This window comes from Methanopyrus sp. KOL6, assembly GCF_002201915.1.
In the GTDB taxonomy this organism is placed as follows: Archaea; JAADCQ01; Methanopyri; order Methanopyrales; family Methanopyraceae; genus Methanopyrus.
On record NZ_CP019470.1, the window covers coordinates 532,845 to 550,350 of the forward strand.

At 55.7% G+C, this 17,506-nt stretch carries 27 protein-coding genes; 17 read left to right on the plus strand and 10 right to left on the minus strand.

The genetic code is table 11. The annotated features are described in order from the left end of the window. Positions 1-5 precede the first annotated feature (5 nt). Complete coding sequence (locus tag BW919_RS02990) at positions 6-389, plus strand: RDD family protein (protein WP_088335582.1); 384 nt, start codon at positions 6-8, stop codon at positions 387-389. On the opposite strand, the gene BW919_RS02995 is transcribed toward BW919_RS02990, so the two are convergent. After that, positions 376-915, minus strand: coding sequence for a DJ-1/PfpI family protein (locus tag BW919_RS02995; protein WP_157665939.1), 540 nt, complete (start codon positions 913-915; stop codon positions 376-378). The two genes, BW919_RS02990 and BW919_RS02995, sit on opposite strands and share 14 nt — an antisense overlap. A gap of 86 nt (positions 916-1,001) precedes the next feature. On the opposite strand from BW919_RS02995, the gene BW919_RS03000 reads away from it, so the two are divergent. Together BW919_RS03000 and BW919_RS03005 are read left to right on the plus strand one after the other, a co-directional pair. After that, complete coding sequence (locus BW919_RS03000; RefSeq protein ID WP_088335584.1) at positions 1,002-1,355, plus strand: DUF1890 family protein; 354 nt, start codon at positions 1,002-1,004, stop codon at positions 1,353-1,355. Then, positions 1,352-1,645: a DUF1894 domain-containing protein gene (locus BW919_RS03005; protein ID WP_088335585.1), complete on the plus strand. Its 294-nt coding sequence runs from the start codon at positions 1,352-1,354 to the stop codon at positions 1,643-1,645. Before BW919_RS03000 ends, BW919_RS03005 begins: the two co-directional genes overlap by 4 nt. Here the strand turns inward: BW919_RS03005 and BW919_RS03010 are convergent. Genes BW919_RS03010 through BW919_RS03025 form a run of 4 tightly spaced genes read right to left on the minus strand, consistent with a single transcriptional unit; the run spans position 1,642 to position 4,560 of the window. Further along, positions 1,642-2,373, minus strand: a complete 732-nt coding sequence (locus tag BW919_RS03010; protein ID WP_088335586.1) for a 50S ribosomal protein L2 — start codon at positions 2,371-2,373, stop codon at positions 1,642-1,644. The two genes, BW919_RS03005 and BW919_RS03010, sit on opposite strands and share 4 nt — an antisense overlap. 12 nt (positions 2,374-2,385) lie before the next feature. Next, a complete protein-coding gene (locus BW919_RS03015; RefSeq protein ID WP_088335587.1) occupies positions 2,386-2,673 on the minus strand; it encodes a 50S ribosomal protein L23 in 288 nt (95 codons plus the stop codon). A 3-nt stretch (positions 2,674-2,676) separates the two neighbouring features. Further along, positions 2,677-3,459 (minus strand): 50S ribosomal protein L4, encoded by a 783-nt coding sequence (gene rpl4p / locus BW919_RS03020; RefSeq protein ID WP_088336476.1) that lies wholly within the window; start codon positions 3,457-3,459, stop codon positions 2,677-2,679. A gap of 15 nt (positions 3,460-3,474) precedes the next feature. After that, the gene (locus BW919_RS03025) at positions 3,475-4,560 is read right to left on the minus strand and encodes a 50S ribosomal protein L3 (protein ID WP_088335588.1); all 1,086 of its coding nucleotides are present in this window, start codon (positions 4,558-4,560) and stop codon (positions 3,475-3,477) included. A 144-nt stretch (positions 4,561-4,704) separates the two neighbouring features. On the opposite strand from BW919_RS03025, the gene BW919_RS03030 reads away from it, so the two are divergent. The 14 genes from BW919_RS03030 to aroD all read left to right on the plus strand — a co-directional run bounded on the left by BW919_RS03030 (position 4,705) and on the right by aroD (position 14,435). After that, on the plus strand, positions 4,705-5,454 hold the full coding sequence (locus BW919_RS03030) for a hypothetical protein (RefSeq protein WP_088335589.1): 750 nt from the start codon (positions 4,705-4,707) through the stop codon (positions 5,452-5,454). A 4-nt stretch (positions 5,455-5,458) separates the two neighbouring features. Continuing rightward, the gene (locus tag BW919_RS03035; RefSeq protein ID WP_011018787.1) at positions 5,459-5,740 is read left to right on the plus strand and encodes a 50S ribosomal protein L44e; all 282 of its coding nucleotides are present in this window, start codon (positions 5,459-5,461) and stop codon (positions 5,738-5,740) included. A gap of 32 nt (positions 5,741-5,772) precedes the next feature. After that, positions 5,773-5,976: a 30S ribosomal protein S27e gene (locus tag BW919_RS03040; RefSeq protein ID WP_088336477.1), complete on the plus strand. Its 204-nt coding sequence runs from the start codon at positions 5,773-5,775 to the stop codon at positions 5,974-5,976. Next, the gene (locus tag BW919_RS03045; protein WP_088335590.1) at positions 5,976-6,779 is read left to right on the plus strand and encodes a translation initiation factor IF-2 subunit alpha; all 804 of its coding nucleotides are present in this window, start codon (positions 5,976-5,978) and stop codon (positions 6,777-6,779) included. The genes BW919_RS03040 and BW919_RS03045 overlap by 1 nt, the downstream gene beginning before the upstream one ends. 3 nt (positions 6,780-6,782) lie before the next feature. Then, the gene (locus tag BW919_RS03050; protein WP_088335591.1) at positions 6,783-6,983 is read left to right on the plus strand and encodes an RNA-protein complex protein Nop10; all 201 of its coding nucleotides are present in this window, start codon (positions 6,783-6,785) and stop codon (positions 6,981-6,983) included. Positions 6,984-6,986: 3 nt separating this feature from the next. After that, a complete protein-coding gene (locus tag BW919_RS03055) occupies positions 6,987-7,796 on the plus strand; it encodes a proteasome assembly chaperone family protein (RefSeq protein ID WP_198324655.1) in 810 nt (269 codons plus the stop codon). A gap of 6 nt (positions 7,797-7,802) precedes the next feature. Further along, positions 7,803-8,669 (plus strand): hypothetical protein, encoded by an 867-nt coding sequence (locus BW919_RS03060; RefSeq protein ID WP_157665941.1) that lies wholly within the window; start codon positions 7,803-7,805, stop codon positions 8,667-8,669. A gap of 3 nt (positions 8,670-8,672) precedes the next feature. Further along, a complete protein-coding gene (locus BW919_RS03065; RefSeq protein WP_157665943.1) occupies positions 8,673-9,167 on the plus strand; it encodes an archaeosortase/exosortase family protein in 495 nt (164 codons plus the stop codon). Between the two features lies 1 nt (position 9,168). Then, complete coding sequence (locus BW919_RS03070) at positions 9,169-10,422, plus strand: TIGR00375 family protein (protein ID WP_088335594.1); 1,254 nt, start codon at positions 9,169-9,171, stop codon at positions 10,420-10,422. A 65-nt stretch (positions 10,423-10,487) separates the two neighbouring features. Next, the gene (locus tag BW919_RS03075; protein WP_157665945.1) at positions 10,488-11,870 is read left to right on the plus strand and encodes a hypothetical protein; all 1,383 of its coding nucleotides are present in this window, start codon (positions 10,488-10,490) and stop codon (positions 11,868-11,870) included. Between the two features lies 1 nt (position 11,871). Next, complete coding sequence (locus tag BW919_RS03080) at positions 11,872-12,603, plus strand: amidohydrolase family protein (protein ID WP_088335596.1); 732 nt, start codon at positions 11,872-11,874, stop codon at positions 12,601-12,603. Positions 12,604-12,762: 159 nt separating this feature from the next. Then, positions 12,763-13,335: an N-formylglutamate amidohydrolase gene (locus BW919_RS03085; RefSeq protein WP_088335597.1), complete on the plus strand. Its 573-nt coding sequence runs from the start codon at positions 12,763-12,765 to the stop codon at positions 13,333-13,335. Positions 13,336-13,339: 4 nt separating this feature from the next. Beyond that, positions 13,340-13,774, plus strand: a complete 435-nt coding sequence (gene cfbA, locus BW919_RS03090; RefSeq protein ID WP_088335598.1) for a sirohydrochlorin nickelochelatase — start codon at positions 13,340-13,342, stop codon at positions 13,772-13,774. 13 nt (positions 13,775-13,787) lie between these two features. Then, a complete protein-coding gene (gene aroD / locus BW919_RS03095) occupies positions 13,788-14,435 on the plus strand; it encodes a type I 3-dehydroquinate dehydratase (protein ID WP_088335599.1) in 648 nt (215 codons plus the stop codon). Here the strand turns inward: aroD and BW919_RS03100 are convergent. Genes BW919_RS03100 through dapF form a run of 5 tightly spaced genes read right to left on the minus strand, consistent with a single transcriptional unit; the run spans position 14,427 to position 17,496 of the window. Next, a complete protein-coding gene (locus BW919_RS03100; RefSeq protein WP_088335600.1) occupies positions 14,427-15,167 on the minus strand; it encodes a sulfide-dependent adenosine diphosphate thiazole synthase in 741 nt (246 codons plus the stop codon). The two genes, aroD and BW919_RS03100, sit on opposite strands and share 9 nt — an antisense overlap. 16 nt (positions 15,168-15,183) lie before the next feature. Then, positions 15,184-15,555 (minus strand): hypothetical protein, encoded by a 372-nt coding sequence (locus BW919_RS03105; protein WP_088335601.1) that lies wholly within the window; start codon positions 15,553-15,555, stop codon positions 15,184-15,186. Next, the gene (locus BW919_RS03110; RefSeq protein WP_088335602.1) at positions 15,552-15,950 is read right to left on the minus strand and encodes a hypothetical protein; all 399 of its coding nucleotides are present in this window, start codon (positions 15,948-15,950) and stop codon (positions 15,552-15,554) included. Before BW919_RS03110 ends, BW919_RS03105 begins: the two co-directional genes overlap by 4 nt. Positions 15,951-15,953: 3 nt before the next feature. Beyond that, complete coding sequence (gene surE, locus BW919_RS03115) at positions 15,954-16,739, minus strand: 5'/3'-nucleotidase SurE (RefSeq protein WP_198324657.1); 786 nt, start codon at positions 16,737-16,739, stop codon at positions 15,954-15,956. Then, positions 16,657-17,496: a diaminopimelate epimerase gene (dapF, locus tag BW919_RS03120; protein ID WP_088335603.1), complete on the minus strand. Its 840-nt coding sequence runs from the start codon at positions 17,494-17,496 to the stop codon at positions 16,657-16,659. The genes surE and dapF overlap by 83 nt, the downstream gene beginning before the upstream one ends. Between the last annotated feature and the right edge of the window lie 10 nt (positions 17,497-17,506).

Sequence of the window (17,506 nt, forward strand, 5' to 3'; positions counted from 1 at the left end):
TTCAGGTGAATCCGGCACCTTTCGAGCTGCGGTTCGGCGCCTACGCTATTGACTGTGTGATCACGGCCGTGATATCGTTGTTGATATGTCTGGCTTTAGCGTGTCTGGTGACTCCGGTGAAGTTCCTCAGCACTTGGTCACTGACTTCATGGATATACTGGACGATATTCGAAGGCACCTACGGAGAAAGCCCAGGTAAACGGGTTTTCGAACTCAAGGTCGTCAACGAAGAAGGAGAGGCCGTGAGTTTCCCGGAGGCGGCAATTCGAAACGTTTCGAAGGCCTTACCAGTAGTATGCTACGTGGACGGTGCGTTGGTTCTGCTGACTGAATCACGACAACGGATGTTCGATCTCCTGGCGGGGACGTTAGTCGTCACTTCAGGATGAGTTGTCTTGCGACGGAGTTTGCCATGTGATCACCGCAGAGCTCTCGAACTACCTCTAGGCAAGCTTCGATCGCGAACGCCGGGCCCCTACTAGTCACCACGTTCCCGTCTCTCACCACCCCTTTAGGCACGGGCTCCGCGCCGTTCACCTTGAGCTCCGCTTCAAATCCTGGGTATGTGGTCGCCTTCCTTCCACGTAGAACCCCAGCCTCCGCAAGGACTAACGCTCCAGAGGATAAACCCACTACTACACCACCGTCGGATTCCACAGACTGGATGAGGTTCAGGCAGTGCCGATAACCGATCAGCGTCGTGGGCGCGGATCCGCCGGGCACGATTACACCCTCATAATCGCCCCCCTCGACATCCCACACCGTGGAGTCGATGTCCACTTCCATACCCCCCATCCCTTCAGCGCGCTCCTCGACTCCCACCAGATCCCACTCGAGCCCGCCGCGTGAGAGTACGCTCACGACTGCGCCGAACTCGATCTCTTCAAACCCGTCGTCCACCAGTACAGCGATCAAGGGGGAACCTCCCTTGCTCGTCGTCTCCCTGGGGTGTCCGAAGATCCCACCGAAAATCTCCTCCGCAATTTACGCGTGTCACCGGTATGACGATAGAGTGTTTGGTACTCAGCACCGAGACAGGATGTAAGCTCCTCGAGTACGCCGACCCTGAGGGGCTGTACGTGGATGAAACTCGAACGTACGAGAAATACCTAGAGGATCCTGACGCCGCCGGTATCCTGCTCGCGTTCGTGACGAACGATGCAGAGCTACAGATAGCGGTCACCCTTAAGGAAGTATCCGAACCCGACGACGCGAGAGCTGTGTGCATCGAGGAGTTCGAGGATCGGCTCGAGGACTACGGGTTCCTCACCGCACCGGTAACTGGTCGGCGGTGGAAGCACGACCCGAAGAGGTGGGTTAAGGCTGTCGAGGACGTGCTGGGGGCGAGTCGATGACGTTCTGTCTTGAGGAGCGGGAATACGAGATACTTATGGCAAAAAGGCCGTTCGGCGACTGTGTGAGATACATTGAATCGAAGTTTGGAAACATCATCAAGTTGCGGCCTGGTGAGGAGGTTCTACCTGGGCTTCGGGTGATAGGATGTGGAAAGATCCCAGTAGCGTACGGGGATGGTTGGATCATACTACCGATAACGAAACCGTGTCACGGAAGCTTCGTCGTGAAGGTAGAAATTAGTGCGGAAGAACTCGAGTGGTTCCGGAAGAAGCACGTAAGCGGGCGTTAGCGGCGTCCACCACGACCCGTCTTCCGGGCCGCGATGTGACCGACCTTCCTACCCGGCGGGTCACCTCTAGCGATCGTCGTGGGCTTACCCGGACTCTGGTGATTACCTCCACCGAACGGGTGGTCGACGGCGTTCATCGCGACACCGCGTACTTTCGGCCACTTACCACCCTTGCTGCGCATGTGGTGATACTTCTTACCCGCCTTAACGAACGGCTTCTCGCGCTTACCGCCACCGGACATGACACCGATCGTGGCCCGACATCGTGGGTCGAACGTGCGTACCTTACCGGAGGGGAGCTGCACGTAGGTACGTCCGACATCGTGGGCGATGATGGTGGCGTAGCATCCGGGCGCCCGCGCGAACTTACCGCCGTCGCCCGGCTGTCCCTCGATGTTGAATATGGGAACTCCTTCCGGGATCTCCGCGAGTGGAAGCGTGTTGCCGGGTTTGATCTCCGCAGACACACCGCACTCTATGGTGTCGCCTACCTTGGTCCCCTCGGGCACTAATATGAGCCGCTCCTCTCCGTCCTCGAACCTTACTCTAGCAACTGGAGCGTTGCGCGCCGGATCATGGAGCAGCTCGACTACCTTACCGACGACCTTGCCCTTCTTTTCCTGTTCATCATAAGGCCTATGCTCTATACGACCGCGGTAACGGTGAGATGGAGCGCGGTATGTAGGCCCGCCACGTCCCAGCCGTTGCGGGCGGATACGCTTGCCCATCTCGGAAGCCCCCTACAGAATCCTTAACTCGGCTGCGACGTCCTCAGCGCGGTACTCCGGCTTTAACTTGACGTAAACTTTTTTCTCCCCGGTCGGGGTGATCAGGGTGTTTACCTTTTCCACCTCAACATCGAACAGCTCCTCGACGGCCCTCTTGATGAGAGGTTTGTTGGCATCCCGCCGTACGATGAAAGTGAGCTTGTTCTCCGACTCCATCAACCGCATCGCCTTCTCAGTGGCTACTGGGTACAGTAGGACGTCGTGTGGGTCTTCGATCTTAGGACCGTATCTCTTGGCCACGGTTTACTCCCCCAAGCGCTCTTCCAGGACCTCCAGAGCTCCGGGTGTGAACACGGTCAGTCGCCCGGGATGCGCACCGGGAGCCAGGTGTTCAACGCCCAAGTGCATCGCCTCGACGACGTCGACGCCCGGGTGGTTCCTGGCACCTAACTTGATACCATCGTCCTCATCCACCACGATGAGCACGCTCTTCGGCTTCACGTACCGCCGACCGCGCCGCTTTCCTTTACCCGCGCGAATACGTCGCTTGCGCTTGGCCCGCTCTACGTCGGCCCACAACCCGACGTTCTTGAAGAATTCCCGGACCTCCCTGGCCTTGTTCACGCTCCTTAGCTCGTCCACGACCACCACTGGGAGGTGTGGAACGTCATCGATTACATGGCCGCGCTCCTTCACGAACTCGGGCTTGGCAGTCGCCGCCAGAGCGGATCTGAGCGTCACACGTCGCTCCTTCCTGTTAACTCGCTGAGCCCAGTCCTTTTCTGGCGTCGGTGCGTGGGCCTTCTGCCCTCCGACCGCCTGGGCGACCCTGGCGGCCCTACCGGCCGCCGGATGTCTTCGTCCCTTCACCCTCGGAACCATCGCCACGCCGTGACCGGCGCCCCAGGACTCGGCGCTAGTCCTGAAACCGGCGCGCGGATCGGTACCGTAGGGTTGGCGGCGGTTAGCCTGAGCCGCAAGCACCGCGCGCCGGATGAGGTCCTTACGGACCGGCTCCTTGAAGAAAGACGGTAGGTCGATTGTGTCGACATCTTCACCCTCGAGGTTGAAGACGGGAGCTTCCACCATTCACTACCCCCCTTAAGCGCTCGTGGGGCCTCCGAGCTGCTCCACGATCTCATCCTCGGAAGCCTTAGGCCGAACACCCTGCTGCGATGTTCGGCTGATGTACAGGATCTCGGGCGCTCCTTCGGGCGCGTTCTTCGGCGGTCGCACTGCAGGTCTTACCCGGATCAACCTCTTCTTCGGTCCAGGAACCGTGCCGTGAATCATGATGTAATCACCGCTGACGACTCCATAGTTAACGAAACCTCCGCGAGGAGTGACTTCCTCACCGTCCTCTCCGATCTTGAGGATGCGCTTATTGTGCTCGGTGCGCTGATGATAACCCACTTGACCCGCCATTGGGACGGTCCACCTCACCCTGGAGGGTGTGATCGGACCTATCGATCCGATGTGCCGCCCTTTCTGCTTCCGCTGAGCCTTACGGTCCTGGATCGTAACACCCCAGCGCTTCACCACGCCCTGGAAGCCCTTACCCTTCGTAATTGCGGAAACGTCCACGATCTCGCCCTCGTCGAAGACGTCCTTGGCTCTGATCTCCTCGCCGAGTATCTCTACAGCGTACTCGAAACGCTCCCGTACGTCCTTACCGCCGATCCTGTACTCCATGACGTCAGGCTTCTTCTTCGGAACTCCAGCCTTCTTCGGCTGTGTGGCCACGATAACCCTGATCTCCTCCACGATACCCTCGTCGACGAGCTCCTCGATCTTGTCCAGATCTCCAGCCTCGCCATCCTTGGGTACCGTGAACACCCGGTCCATCTCCAGCTCCTTGGGAATCCCCGCCCACGCCTCGGTTACGCACTTGTAACCGTCCGGCGTGGGCGCATAAGCGCGGATAGCGACGACGTACATCGGAGGGGCATCGAGGATCGTTACGGGCACCGAGATTTCTTCACCTTCGGTCGGACTGTTAGGCCAGTCATCGATCATGATGACGTGGGTCATTCCGGCCTTGTAACCTGCGAATCCTTGCACGCGCACTCTCTCCTCGTCCGGCCAACTTCGGATCCTAGGAACGGGCCGTGAGGCACGCTTCCTCGGACTGAAGGCCAGAGAACCGCGTCTTGGCCTACCTGGATTCCTGCGTCCACCGCGTCCCATCGGCCGTTTCCCCCAATCCTCCACCGTTTTCTCGGCTCCGGCGGGACGTGTCCGACCGTATAAAGTTTGAGCGTGCGGCGAGGTTTTTGAGTTCGGACGCAAGTTGATCTGGAGGAGAAAAAGAATCGTCGGGGCTTGGAAGCAGTGGACGTCAGATCCGCCGAGCGCTTGCTGGAAGACCTGAAGGAGTTCGCTGAACGCGTGAACAAAGCCTTCTCCAGGATCAACCCGCAGATCATGGAGCGTCGAACTCCCAGAGGATGGCTTCGTGAGATGGTGAGGGAGTACTTCGAGAACCTGGGAGCCGAAGTGCTCCGGGAGGCATGCGAGATCGCCAAGGAGGATATCAGAAGTTACCGAGAGCTGGACGAGCTGCTCCAAGAGATCGAGTGCTCCACAGATCGAGAAGAGGACGTTTTGTACGTACGTCGAGCTCTCCTCAGGTACATGTTCTGCAGGACGTACACGCTCCAACGATTATTAGTCCGACTGTACTGGAGCCTGAACGCCGGGACGACGGACGTCGCCGAGCTCGTGGGGATGCTCCGCAAAATGGACCTGTTCGCAGAAGAGGCTCAACTCATTTACCCCGTAACGCCGGACGTGGAAGACCTACGTGAAGTGGTGAAGGATGCGATCCAGGTCATCGGGAATGATGTCGTGGCAGGAACCGAGGAAGAAGATGACCGTTTAGAACCAGAACCCAAGCTCGAGGTGTGCGTCGTTCGCGGGAAGCTACCCGCTTTCGTGGATCCGGATACGGGCGTGGGAGTGCCACCCTCAAAGGAGGGAGATTTATTAATGGTTGGGGAGACGGCCGCGCGGATCCTCTCGGAACGTGGGCGTCGATGGGGCGGTCCCTTCGCGGAACACATCCGAAGGTGGAGGGGGTGAGTCGTTGGCCAAGATCCCGAAGAAAATACGAACGTACTGCCCATACTGCAGGAAACACACCATCCACGAGGTAGAGCGTGCCAAGAAGAACCCAGCGAGAAAGATGTCGTGGGGACAACGTCAGTTCGAGCGTGTTCTGAAGGGATACGGTGGATTCCCACGTCCCAAGCCGTCGGGAGAGAAACCCACGAAGAAAGTGGATCTGCGCTACCGATGTACCGAATGTGGTAAAGCCCACACTCGGAAGGGTTGGCGGGCCGGTACCCTTGAGATTACCGAGGAGTAGGGGGTGAGATCGTCTTGGATGAGGAGCGATTCCTGAAGAGGTTCACCGAGTCCGACCTCGTACCGCAGCCTCGTAGCAGATTCCTCCGCGTGGAGTGCGTGGATTGTGGTAACGAGCAGATCATATTCGGAAACGTGAGCACCGAGGTGAAGTGCCACATCTGCGGCCGTACTCTAGCCAAGCCGACCGGCGGTAAGGCCAAGATCCTCACCAAGATCAAGGAGGTGCTCGAGTAATGCCCAGAAAGTTGCGTGATATTCCCGAAGAAGGCGAGATAGTGATGGCTACGGTAGAGCGTGTCGAAGACCACGGAGCTTTCGTCACGCTGGACGAGTACCCTGGAGTGGACGGATACATCCATATCTCTGAGGTGGCAAGCGGTTGGGTCAAGAACATCGGTGACTACGTCAAGGAGGGTCAGAAAGTAGTCGCCAAGGTTATCCGCGTGAACCCGAAGCGTAAGTACGCCAATCTCTCACTCAGGAAGGTCACCGACCACCAGCGCAAGGAGAAACTGAAGGAATGGAAGCGTGAGCAGAGGGCCGAAAAGCTCCTCGAGATGGTCGCAGAAGAGCTCGGCAAGGACCTGGACGAAGCTTACGAGGAGGCCGGGTACAAGCTGATCGAGGAATACGGGTCCCTTTACGATGCACTGGAAAGGGCGGCCGCCGAGGAAGGACCGGAACCGCTCCTCAAGGCCGGAGTACCGGAAGAGTGGGCAGAAAAGCTCGCGGAACTGGCGATTGAGAACATCGAGCCGGGTCGCGTGAAGATCGAGGCGTACGTCGATCTCACATGCCCGGCTCCGAACGGTGTAGAGATAATCCGAGAGGCGCTCGAGAAGATCGAAGAGTTCCAGCAAGGTGACGTTAAAATGGAAGTACAGTACGTAGGAGCTCCACGATACCGAATCACCGTGGACGCCCCAGATTACCGAACGGCTGAGAAAATGGTCAGGAAAGCAGCTCAGGCCGCGATCGACCACGTGGAAGAGCACGGAGGCGAGGGAGAGTTTCACCGGGAGATCGAGGAGGGGTAAAGCGTGCCTAAACGACTACGCAGGTGTAGGGAGTGCGGGGAATACACGCTTCAAAGGGACAAATGCCCGCATTGCGGTGGAAATCTGGAAGTGCCGCACCCGCACCGATTCTCCCCGGAAGATCCGTACGGTAAATATCGGAGGAAGCTAAAGAAAAGGATGTGGGCCGAGAAATTCGGCCCGCCTCCTGGCGAGGGGGATTAAAATTTGGACTTGCTGGAGCTGGCTCGTGGGAACACCGTGATTAAGTTCGATTTCGAGCCGGAGGTGGAAAAGCCGGTCCTCGTGGAAGGGCTTCCCGGTATCGGGCACGTGGGTAAGCTAGCCGCCGAGGCGATGATCGAAGACTTAGGTGCCGAAAAGTTTGCGGAGCTGTACTCACCGCACTTCCCGCCACACGTATCCGTGAACGAGGATGGTATTGTGGAAGTGATGAGGAACGAGTTCTACGTGTACGAATCCGAAGGTAACGAACCCGACATCATCATCCTCATCGGCGAGGCACAAGCGCAGGGTGAACTCGGACAGTACAAGGTCACCATCCGCATACTGCAAACCGTTAAGGAGTTCGGAACGGAAATGATCTTCACACTCGGAGGCCTCGGAACCGGAACCGTCCCGACGGAACCAAAGGTCGTCGGGGCGGCTACGCACAAGGAGCTTATCGACCTGCTAAAGGAGCACGGTATTGAAGTCCGCAGCGGCGACAAGGGCGGCAATATCGTAGGAGCTTCCGGTTTGCTGCTCGGCTTCGGGAAGATGATGGGCATGAAAGGAGTTTGCTTGATGGGTGTAACCCCAGGGCACGTTGTTGACCCACGGGCTGCGATGGCCGTCGTCGAGAAACTGTCCACGATTCTGGGGGTTGAAGTTGAGGCCGATTCGTTGAAAAAGCAAGCCGAGCGATTCGAGCGCGAATTCGTGGCACAGATGGAGGAGATGCCTTCGGCGCTAGAGGAGGTGCAGCAGGAGGCGGAAGAGGGTAAACCGGAAGAAGACCTCAGGTACATAGGGTGAGCCTCATTGGGACCACACTGGCGACACGCCGTCCGCGCTATTTCCTCGGCACTCTCTCCCCTTATCCCTCCCGCACTGTCTCCTTGGGTCGCCTTGGTTTCAGTATGTGTGGAAGAGTACGGTCCACCTCTCACAGCCGTGGCCTCAGGAATCGTGGCAGCATCTATCACCGGACACCCCGCACTCGCAATAGTTTCTGCCCTGATAGGAGAATTTACCCTGGGGGCTGCACTTCGCAGGAAGCTCCCACGAAATCCAGTTTCAACCCTGCTGTACTCTGCCGTGGGAGGAGCCGCAGTAGCCCCATTGGTACTCCGAGCTACGTTAACTCCCCTTCACGCCTTGATCTTCGGACTCACACTCCTTACGGCTTTCATCCGACCCCCGCTCGCCCCCATGATTTACGAGAAGCGGGAACGGTACGACCCGTGGAATTCGATCGTCCTAGCCGCGCTTATGATATACGGTCTCGCACCACTCGTAGGTCTCGAGAACTCTTGCTTGGCCTTCCTAGTCGCTAAAGGAGTAGATGGTGCCGGCGGTATCACGCAGTTCATCCCGAGATCGATCAATCCAGTGGTGTCGCTCAAGGGATTTCGGATCCGTGAGGTTGAGGAAGGAATCAGCCCGATAGGGACGTTCTTCGAGTTCTTAGCGGCGTCGGGGCTAGGGTGGCTGATCACCGGAAGCGCCCGGGGTGCCTTAGTAATGGGTATCGCCGTAACCGCGGCGGACATCCTCTCGAATGTTACCGGAGTCGAGGACCACCACAAGGGAGACGACCTGCTCATGATGCTATCATCGGCGTGGGTGATCCAAACTTTTGGAGTCTCGGGCTTAATGCGGCTCCTAGAGCTGATGCCGGGGTGGTGAGTGGTGGACCTGAGGTACCTAACCAGTGTCATCTCGGTATCACTGTTCGTTTACTCGGGCATAGACACCGAGCCGCTCCAGTATGTGACGGCCCAGTGGGTAGAAAGTGTGCTCCATTTAATGGGGCTCACCGTTCCCAAGTCCGGCTACATATTCCAGATCGGAACCGTAAGTGCGGTAATCGTGAAAGGATGCGTCGTCTGGCCCGCTATCTCGCTGTTCGTAGGACTGATCGTCGCCACCCCCGGTCCATCTGTGCTCCGAAAAATCGCTGCTCTCGTCGCGTCCGTAGCACTGCTCACGGCCGGCAACGTGCTAAGGCTGGCGGGCATGTTCTACATGATGGAGGTGTGGGGAGTGGGGTTCCGGCTAGCCCACGATGTGATCGGTCAGTTGGTGGGACTCGCCATCGTCATACTAGCGGCGTGGGTATCGTTCTACATCGTGCCGGAAACCGAAGATAGACTCCGTGAAATAATCCCTTGGCCGGGTGAGTGAAGTGGGAGAGCAATACGACTCAGACCTACATCTACATTCCCAGTACTCGGGAGGCACCTCACCTAGGATGGTAATACGGGAGATAGCACGAGGGGCCGCTAAGAAAGGTCTAGATCTCGTTGGCACGGGCGACATACTACACCCGAAATGGAGACGCCACGTGCGGAGGGAGCTCGTAGAGGACGAATATGGACTCATTAAGGAGCCGAAAACCGGTGTACTGTTCGTCCCAACGGTAGAGGTCGAAGACGAGCGTCGCGTGCACCATTTGATCATTTTACCATCACTCGATCACGCCGAAGAACTGCACGGAGAACTTTCCAAGTACTCCGACGACATTGATGCTGAAGGCCGACCGCATCTGCGCATGACTGGGGCGGAGTTGGCGGATTTACTCAAAGATCACGACTGCCTCTTCGGACCTGCACACGCCTTCGTGCCGTGGACGAGCGTTTTCAAAGAGTACGACTCACTGAAAGAATGCTACAGTAGTGCCGTAAACCGCGTGGACTTCGTAGAACTTGGACTTTCGGCCGATTCCGATTACGCGGATCGGATATCGGAACTTCACGAGTACACGTTCCTCACGTGCTCCGATGCCCACTCCCCTTACCCGCATCGTCTGGGTCGCGAGTTCGTGAGGTTCGAGCTAGAGGAGCCGTCGTACGACGCTCTCAAAGCGGCGATCAGGAGGAAACCGGGTGGCCGCGTAGTACTCAACGTGGGACTCATCCCCGAGCTGGGTAAGTACAACCGGACCGCCTGTGCTCGATGCAAGCGTCAGTTCGAGCTCGATGAGGCAGAACGCCTTAACTGGAGGTGTCCCGAATGTGGAGGCACGATTAAAAAGGGTGTCCGGGACAGAGTCCTGGAACTGGCCGATCTCGAGAAGCCGGAACATCCTAGCCATAGACCACCTTACCTCAGAATTATCCCACTAGCCGAGATAATCGCGAAAGCCCTCGGACTATCGACTATAACCGCCAAAAAGGTCAGAGCTGTCTGGAACTCGTTAGTCCGGCGCTTCGGTAGTGAAATAGACGTGCTAATCGAGACACCGACCGAGAAGATAGCAGAAGTCGACGAGCGGGTTGCCGAACTGCTAAGATCGTTCAGGGAGGGAACTGTGAACATTCGACCGGGCGGAGGCGGTGAGTACGGGAAGATAATCATAGACGAGGAATCGGAGCGCGAAGAGCTCAGAAGCCGCAAGCCCGTCCAGCGCACACTCGACGAGCTGATAGGCCGGGGGTGACGAGACTGTTTTTCAAGCGGCGGAGCGTAGAATCCTTCGCGGAGAAAGTCGAAGTCATGGTGGGGGTGGAGGAAGAGCTTTTCCTCATCGACCAGGACGGATCACTGGCTCGGGCCGCAGACGATGTGATAGTGAAGGCGGCGGAGTTATTGGAGTCAGACTCGAATCTCCTAGAGGATTGCTGGCGAACAGTTCTAGGGCTGGATCCCGAACCCAATCCGGCCCAGATCGAATATCTGACCCAACCTTTACCTCCCGATGAAGTAATCGAGGCCTGTAAGGCAGGCAGAGAACTCATAAAGAAAGCCGCAGTGGAGTTAGGACTGCAGGTTATGTTAGAGAGTATGCATCCTTTCGAGAGCGACCCACTACCTATCAACGGAACTCACATCAACGTGATGGTGAAACTTAAGGATCAACCGTACATGACCCCAAAGCAGATGTTGGTAGTTTACAATTGGTTGTGGTATAACTTACCGATTATAATCGCAGCAACTGCGAACACACCGTATTGCTGTGGCGGAAAAAATTTCGCAGCTAGTTGTCGTCTTCTCAAAAGTAGAGTACTCAAACCGAATTACTATGCAGCGATAAAGCGCTTGGAGAAGCGCCCATACTTGACGAAAACTCAGTATTATGGGAGGTTAAGGTACAGACTGAGACTTAGGAAGGACACTGAGTTCGAAGAGCGGGTCGTAGCGCACCCCGACGGCCGAAGGCTCGTGGACATAACCCCTAGAGGGCCCGCATCGAACGTCACGGGAGACGAGAACGACAGCCCGACTAGGAACAGAGTCGAGGTGCGAGTAATCGACAATCAAAAGTCCATGAAATATTTACATGATGTGGTAATGCTTATAGTTGGACTATCTTTAGAAGCGCTATATATGTATGAAGTGGAGGGCAAATTACCGCCAAACGATCCTAATCATTTTGATAATAGAAGGGAAGCTATAGAGAAAGGTATTAACGCTACTTTCGTTATTGACGGTAGAAAAATTGATGCTGAAGATGCATTACTAAAGATTATAAGCAGAGTAGATAAATTTTTAGAACATTTAGGATTACGTTTCATATCTCCTCTTAAAAATGGGAAAGTAGAGTTACAAGAGAGACCAAAACTAAATGTAGAATATGCACATAAGGACGTCATAAAATATATCGGAAATTACGCAGAAGTTATATTAGGGTCGAACAAAACCGTCGAAATTAAAGGGAAAAGGTACACAATTCCGAAAGGTACTAAAGTAATCGGCAAGTTAGTTCCGATGGCATCTTATAAGTACAGAGTTGATAATAAGGGTTTTGTTAAGGATATAGTTAAGGGTGTTGTAACGCTCGGAATAAAGCGAAACGGTGTAGAAATTCCCTTAGATGAGAGTGATAGAATAGTAAACGTAATGTCGGAGCTGGAGTACCTAATGCGCTCGATGAGGGGATTGTTGTGAAATGGTCATAGACGTGCATAACCATCTAGGAGAAGATATTGACGGCACAGTTCAAACACCCCAGATGCTGTTGGCGAGGATGGAAGCAGCGGGCGTAGATATCGCGGTAGTGTTTCCGTTCAATGATGTTGATCCGGGAGTGTGTTTCTCGAAAGGAAATGAGCGAATCGCGAAAGCGTGCAAGGAGTACGATGAGTTCGTGGGTTTCTGTCGGGTGGATCCGAACTGCGAGGAACGCGCCGTAGAGGAGGTAGAGAGATGCGTGGAAGAGCTGGGGCTTAAAGGCGTAAAGCTCCACCCCAGGAGCCAATCGTTCTACCCCGACGATCCCGAAGCCGTGAGGGTTGTCGAAAAAGCCGCAGACCTGGGAGTACCCGTGATACTCCACACCGCACGCGGTGAACCGTTCTCCGATCCCGTCCGCGTCGGTAGGTTGGCGGAGGAAGTTCCTGACGTTCAGCTGATCATGGCGCATATGGGTAAAGAGCTAGGGTATGATGCAGCGATTGAGGTGGCGGAAAATTACGAGAATGTTTATCTCGAAATATCGTTGGTAAAAGACCCTAAAGTAATTGAGAAAGCGGCAGAACATGTGGGTGATGATCGAATAGTTTTTGGGTCAGATTCACCTTATGGTAGTCCATCTGTACAACTTGAGATCGTAAAAGAGGCGGATGTTAATCATGATAAAATCTTGGAGGAAAACGCTGCAAATATATTGGGGCTGCGGTGAAGATTGCTTCGTACAAAGGTTATAGAGTTAGTTTTACATGAGGGGCCAATAACTGTCGATGAAATTTCAAAAAGGTTAAGAATTGATTCAGAGTTAGTATTAAAAATAGTAAGAACGACTCCTAATTTGGAACTAGAAGATGGAAAGGTCAGCACTCGGATGGATATCAACGGATATATAGAACTCACCGGGACACGGCCGGTACTAATAACGGCACCTCACGCTCAGGGTCCAGGTGCGGACGTATTCACTGGTGAAATCGCGTGGAAGGTGGCTCAAGCTACCGGAGCGTACGCTTTAGTGGCAACCGTCAGCAGGCGAGCTAAGCTGGAGGACGGGAACCCGGCGGACTACAACCGCGAATGGGCACGGAACACTCCCTTTCGACGTCGTATCGACGAGCTGATTAAAAGGTACGGTGTCAGGTTCATAATCGACGTGCACGGGATGGAGTCCGATCCAGTGCGGCCGGATGTAGACTTGGGAACCTTAGGTGGCCGATCTGTGAAAGGGAAACTCGTGTCCAAGATCGTGAAGCGGTTGGAAGAGGCCGGTTTCGACGTGGGATTCGAGCAGGAATTCCAAGGTGGTGACATACTCGAGTATCATTGCGACGGAGAACGTGTTCAAGGCGTTCAACTGGAGCTCTCCGAGGAGCTAAGGGAGTTAGGAGAATATAGAGCCGTACAGGCTGTACTCGTGGTTGTTAATACAGTATTGGAGGAGGTGTAATACCATGGTAGCGGTGGTGTTGGTCGGGCACGGGAGCCGGCTTCCCTACAGTCGGCAAGTCGTCGAAAAGATCGCTGAATACGTCGAAAAGATGGGTGACTTCGAGACCGTCGAGGTAGGTTTCATGGAGATGTGTGAACCTACCGTTCAGGAAGCCGTGAAGAGGGCGGCGGAGTCCGGTGTCGACAAGATAGTCGTCGTACCGGTGTTCCTGGCCCACGGTGTGCATACGAAGAGGGACATCCCGAAGATGCTGGGACTGGAACCGGAGTGGGACTACGACGAAGATGAGGACCATCACCACCATCACCATCATCACCGTGACTACACGCCCGTGGACGTAGATGCGGAGATAGTATACGCGGAGCCGCTCGGGGCTGATCCCAGAATCGCCAAGATAGTCATCGATAGGATCAAAGAGGCGTTAGGCGAGGGATAATCGGGGCTTCATCTTGATCATCGCCACTCTTACAGGTAGGACCGTCGAGGACATGATAGAACTGGCTATAGAGGCCGTCGAGCAGGGTGCGGACGCTCTGGAAGTCAGGCTCGATTACTTGGAGAACTTAGACCTATCGACGGCGCTCAGAGCCGTACGGGAGTGTACTAAGTACGAACGCGTGGTGGCGACGCTCCGACGTGAAGAGGAGGGAGGACTGTACAGAGGAGATGAAGACAGGAGGCTCGAAATCCTGGAGCGGGTATCCTCCGAGGCCGACTACGTGGATTTGGAGATCGACGTAGCGGAGGAAGAGATCATAAGCCCGTCTTGTGAGACAATCGTGTCGTACCACAACTTCGAAAACACGCCACCTAAGGAGGAGCTGATCGGCATCAGGGATCGATGCGCTGAATTAGGAGACGTTGCGAAAGTCGTCACTATGGCCAGAGGACACGAAGACGCTCTGCGGATTTTGGAAGTAGTACGAACGTCGGAAGCACCCACTATCGGATTCGCGATGGGAGAGGAGGCCAAGTACACCAGGGTATTGAGTGTTCTGATCGGTGGGTTCGCGACTTACGCCGCTGTGAGGAAGAAAGCGGCACCAGGGCAACTGACGGTCGAGGAAACACGCAAGTTGCTGGAATTACTAGGTTAGCCGCTCAAGGATCTCCTCCGCCGCTCTCTTTCCTGACTCGAGCATCCCTCCAAAGATGGGCCCCATCCTATACGCGCCCTTCACCGCCGACGCTGCCATGCCGGCGACGAACAGTCCAGGCTTCACCTCTTGGGTATGTTTCACTACGAGTTCTTCCCCGCGCTCAGCCCACATGGGTCCCTCCCCACTCACTTCGATGCCCGCTAGCTTGCAGACTGCAGCCTCGTGTCCGGTTGCGTCTACGGTATACTCGGACTCGAAAGCTAGCGGATCGACGTGCATGTTAGCGGCGTTCACCGCCGTCCAGTTCACCACTACGCCACATACTCTTCCGCGGCGCTCGATGACGTCCTCGACCTCTACACCCACTAGAATCCTCGCTCCAGCCTCAAGGGCCGCATTCGCTAGCTTAACGGCGGCTTCGACGGGGTTGAACACTAGGAGACCCGCCTCAGCGGGACGGAGTTCTACTCCGACTTCTTCCAGTACTTCGGCAGTTTCCTCCATGATGACACCCGCTGGGAACAGCATCCCTCCACCGGTCATACCACCTCCCACGTACAGTTTCCGCTCCACTACTGTAACGTCAACGTCGTTCTTCGCGAGCTCGTAGGCACAGGTCAACCCGGCCGGTCCTGCTCCTACTACGATGACGTCACTTTCGGAACAATAGTTAATAAACTCATAACCTTCCCTAAGAATAATGGAAGTGATCTCCCTTTCCACGCGCATGAGCCCCTGAGGACGTTTATTCAGAGGAGAGTTCCCGTAATCTGCTTTCCAACCGTTCGACTTTGCGACGGATGTCGTTGCGGAACTCGTTAAACCTCTGCTCGAGCTCATTCAGCTTACGATCGAGAGCGTCAACACGCTTCTCTACCTTCTCAACGTCTTCGGTCGTGGCCAATCCCCAGCTGTCGATGAGCTCCTCCACGCGACGCTCGATCAGCTCGTCAACCTTCTTGGTTATGACGTCTGACCTGGTAGTCAAGGAAATCTTGTCGCGGAGCATTGAGAGACTCTCCCCTTCAGGAGCCTCACGGCTGCGAACTATGAGCGCGATCGCAACAATAATGGCTAGTGTGAGTACACCAACTGCCACAAACTCGGCTATCGTCATTCATTTCCACCGCCTCTAACGTTGCCCTCCACGCGCTCGAGGTCCTTCGAGATATTCTCGAGACGCTTTAATTCGGTTTCGAGTTCGACCGCGGTCAGCCGGGTCTCGACGTCCATATATTTTTCCGCCAATCGCGTGAGCAGCGAGCGAATCTCACCCAGTCTCTTCACCAGACGAGTGTCTTCCGGGAGGTAAAACAACAGATCCAAAAGCTTCCGACGTTCGAGGTCCGCCCTAACGAGCTCGACTTTCTCACGTTCGACCTTCAGCTCGAGTTCCCTGACACGGAGCTTCCTCGAATAAGTTTTGAGGGCCATGAAGGCTATTACCACGGACGCTGTCGAGCCGATGAGCACGGAGATTACCATAGGTTGCAGCAGGACCTTCACGAGCAACCTTTATCCCCGCAGGGCGCGCCGGAGCTCCTTGATAACGTTTTCCGCACCGTCTAAGTCTCCGGTGATGTCAATCGTCAGAGGCGTGACTACTATAGAACCCCGCTGGAGTTCGTATAAGTCGGTTCCTTCGGGCGGGTCTTGAATGATCTCTCCATCGATCCAGTAGTATTGACGTCCACGTGGATCGTATCGTTCTTCTATTCTAGGCCGGTACATCGTGGAAGCTAGTGGAACCACTTTAATTTCTCCGTTCCAGCGATCCGGATCGGGCACGTTGACGTTCAGGACACCCTTCCAATTCACTCCTCGAATCCCTTCAAGTAGGGCCTTTAAGACCCTGATGGCTAAAGTGAAGTCGACGTTCTTGGCGCTGTTGTCCACGCGTGCTCTAGCGTCACGGACCTCCTGCGAGATCGCTATGGCCGGAATGCCATTCCCATAAGCTTCCAGCGCGGCACCGACGGTCCCAGAGGTCGTGACATCAGCGCTGACGTTCTCTCCGAGGTTGATTCCCGACACCACCAGATCGGGTGGCTCGTCCATAACGGAGAACGCTCCGATGAGGACGGCATCCGCCGGTGTACCGGAGATCGCGAGCGCGTCGATGCCTTCCACTTCTATCTCTTCCACTCGCACCGGCTCAAGTAGAGAGATACTGCGCCCTACACCACTCTGCTGTGTCGCAGGAGCTACTACGGTAACTTCACCGACACTTTTGCAGGCGCGGACAGCCGCTCGGAGACCGGGAGAGGCTATACCGTCGTCGTTGGTGATCAGTATTCTCACGCCAATCACCCCGCAGTTCACCCTTGTACACGATCTCAGCCGTCCCTATCAGCAACGGTCCGTCGGAGAGCGACACGCGCAGGCTACCTCCGGCCGTCCGGACACTCACTTCATCGAACGGCCCAAAGATCTCTGAGTACACTAGAGAAGCCGCGACGACTCCGGACCCACACGCCGGCGTCCAGCCGACGCCACGCTCGAACGTCCTGACCCTCAATTCCTCCACCGAGGGTGCTGCGTAGGTTACGTTGACACCTCCTATCGACTCATATTCGGAAAAAATAGCCTTGGCATCGTCCGTCAAGCTCCTGAAGTCACGAACTGGATCCCGCTCAGTGAGACGAACGAAGTGCGGGACACCGGCGTCCACCTCGTAACCTAGCTCGACCACCTTCTTGATCTCAGCTTCGGGCACCTCGACAGCGATCCACCCTCCCAGCACCCCCACTCGGTGAACTCCAGATAACGTTCTCAAGACCTTAACGTTCTCTCCACGCACCTCCGTCACGTACTTCACGACACACCGCGCAGCATTCCCACAGAACTCGGCCTCGGAGCCGTCCCGATTGAACACTCTCATCTCCACACTCGGAGGATCGGAACGTATGAACACCACGCCGTCGGCACCTATACCTGACCGTCGGTTACACGCCCATCTCGCGAAGTCAGGCTTATCACTCTCAGGCACCACTTCTTCCTCGGTTTCGTCTACAAGGACGAAGTCATTCCGAGCACCGTGAACTTTCCAAAATTGCATGGTGCTTACC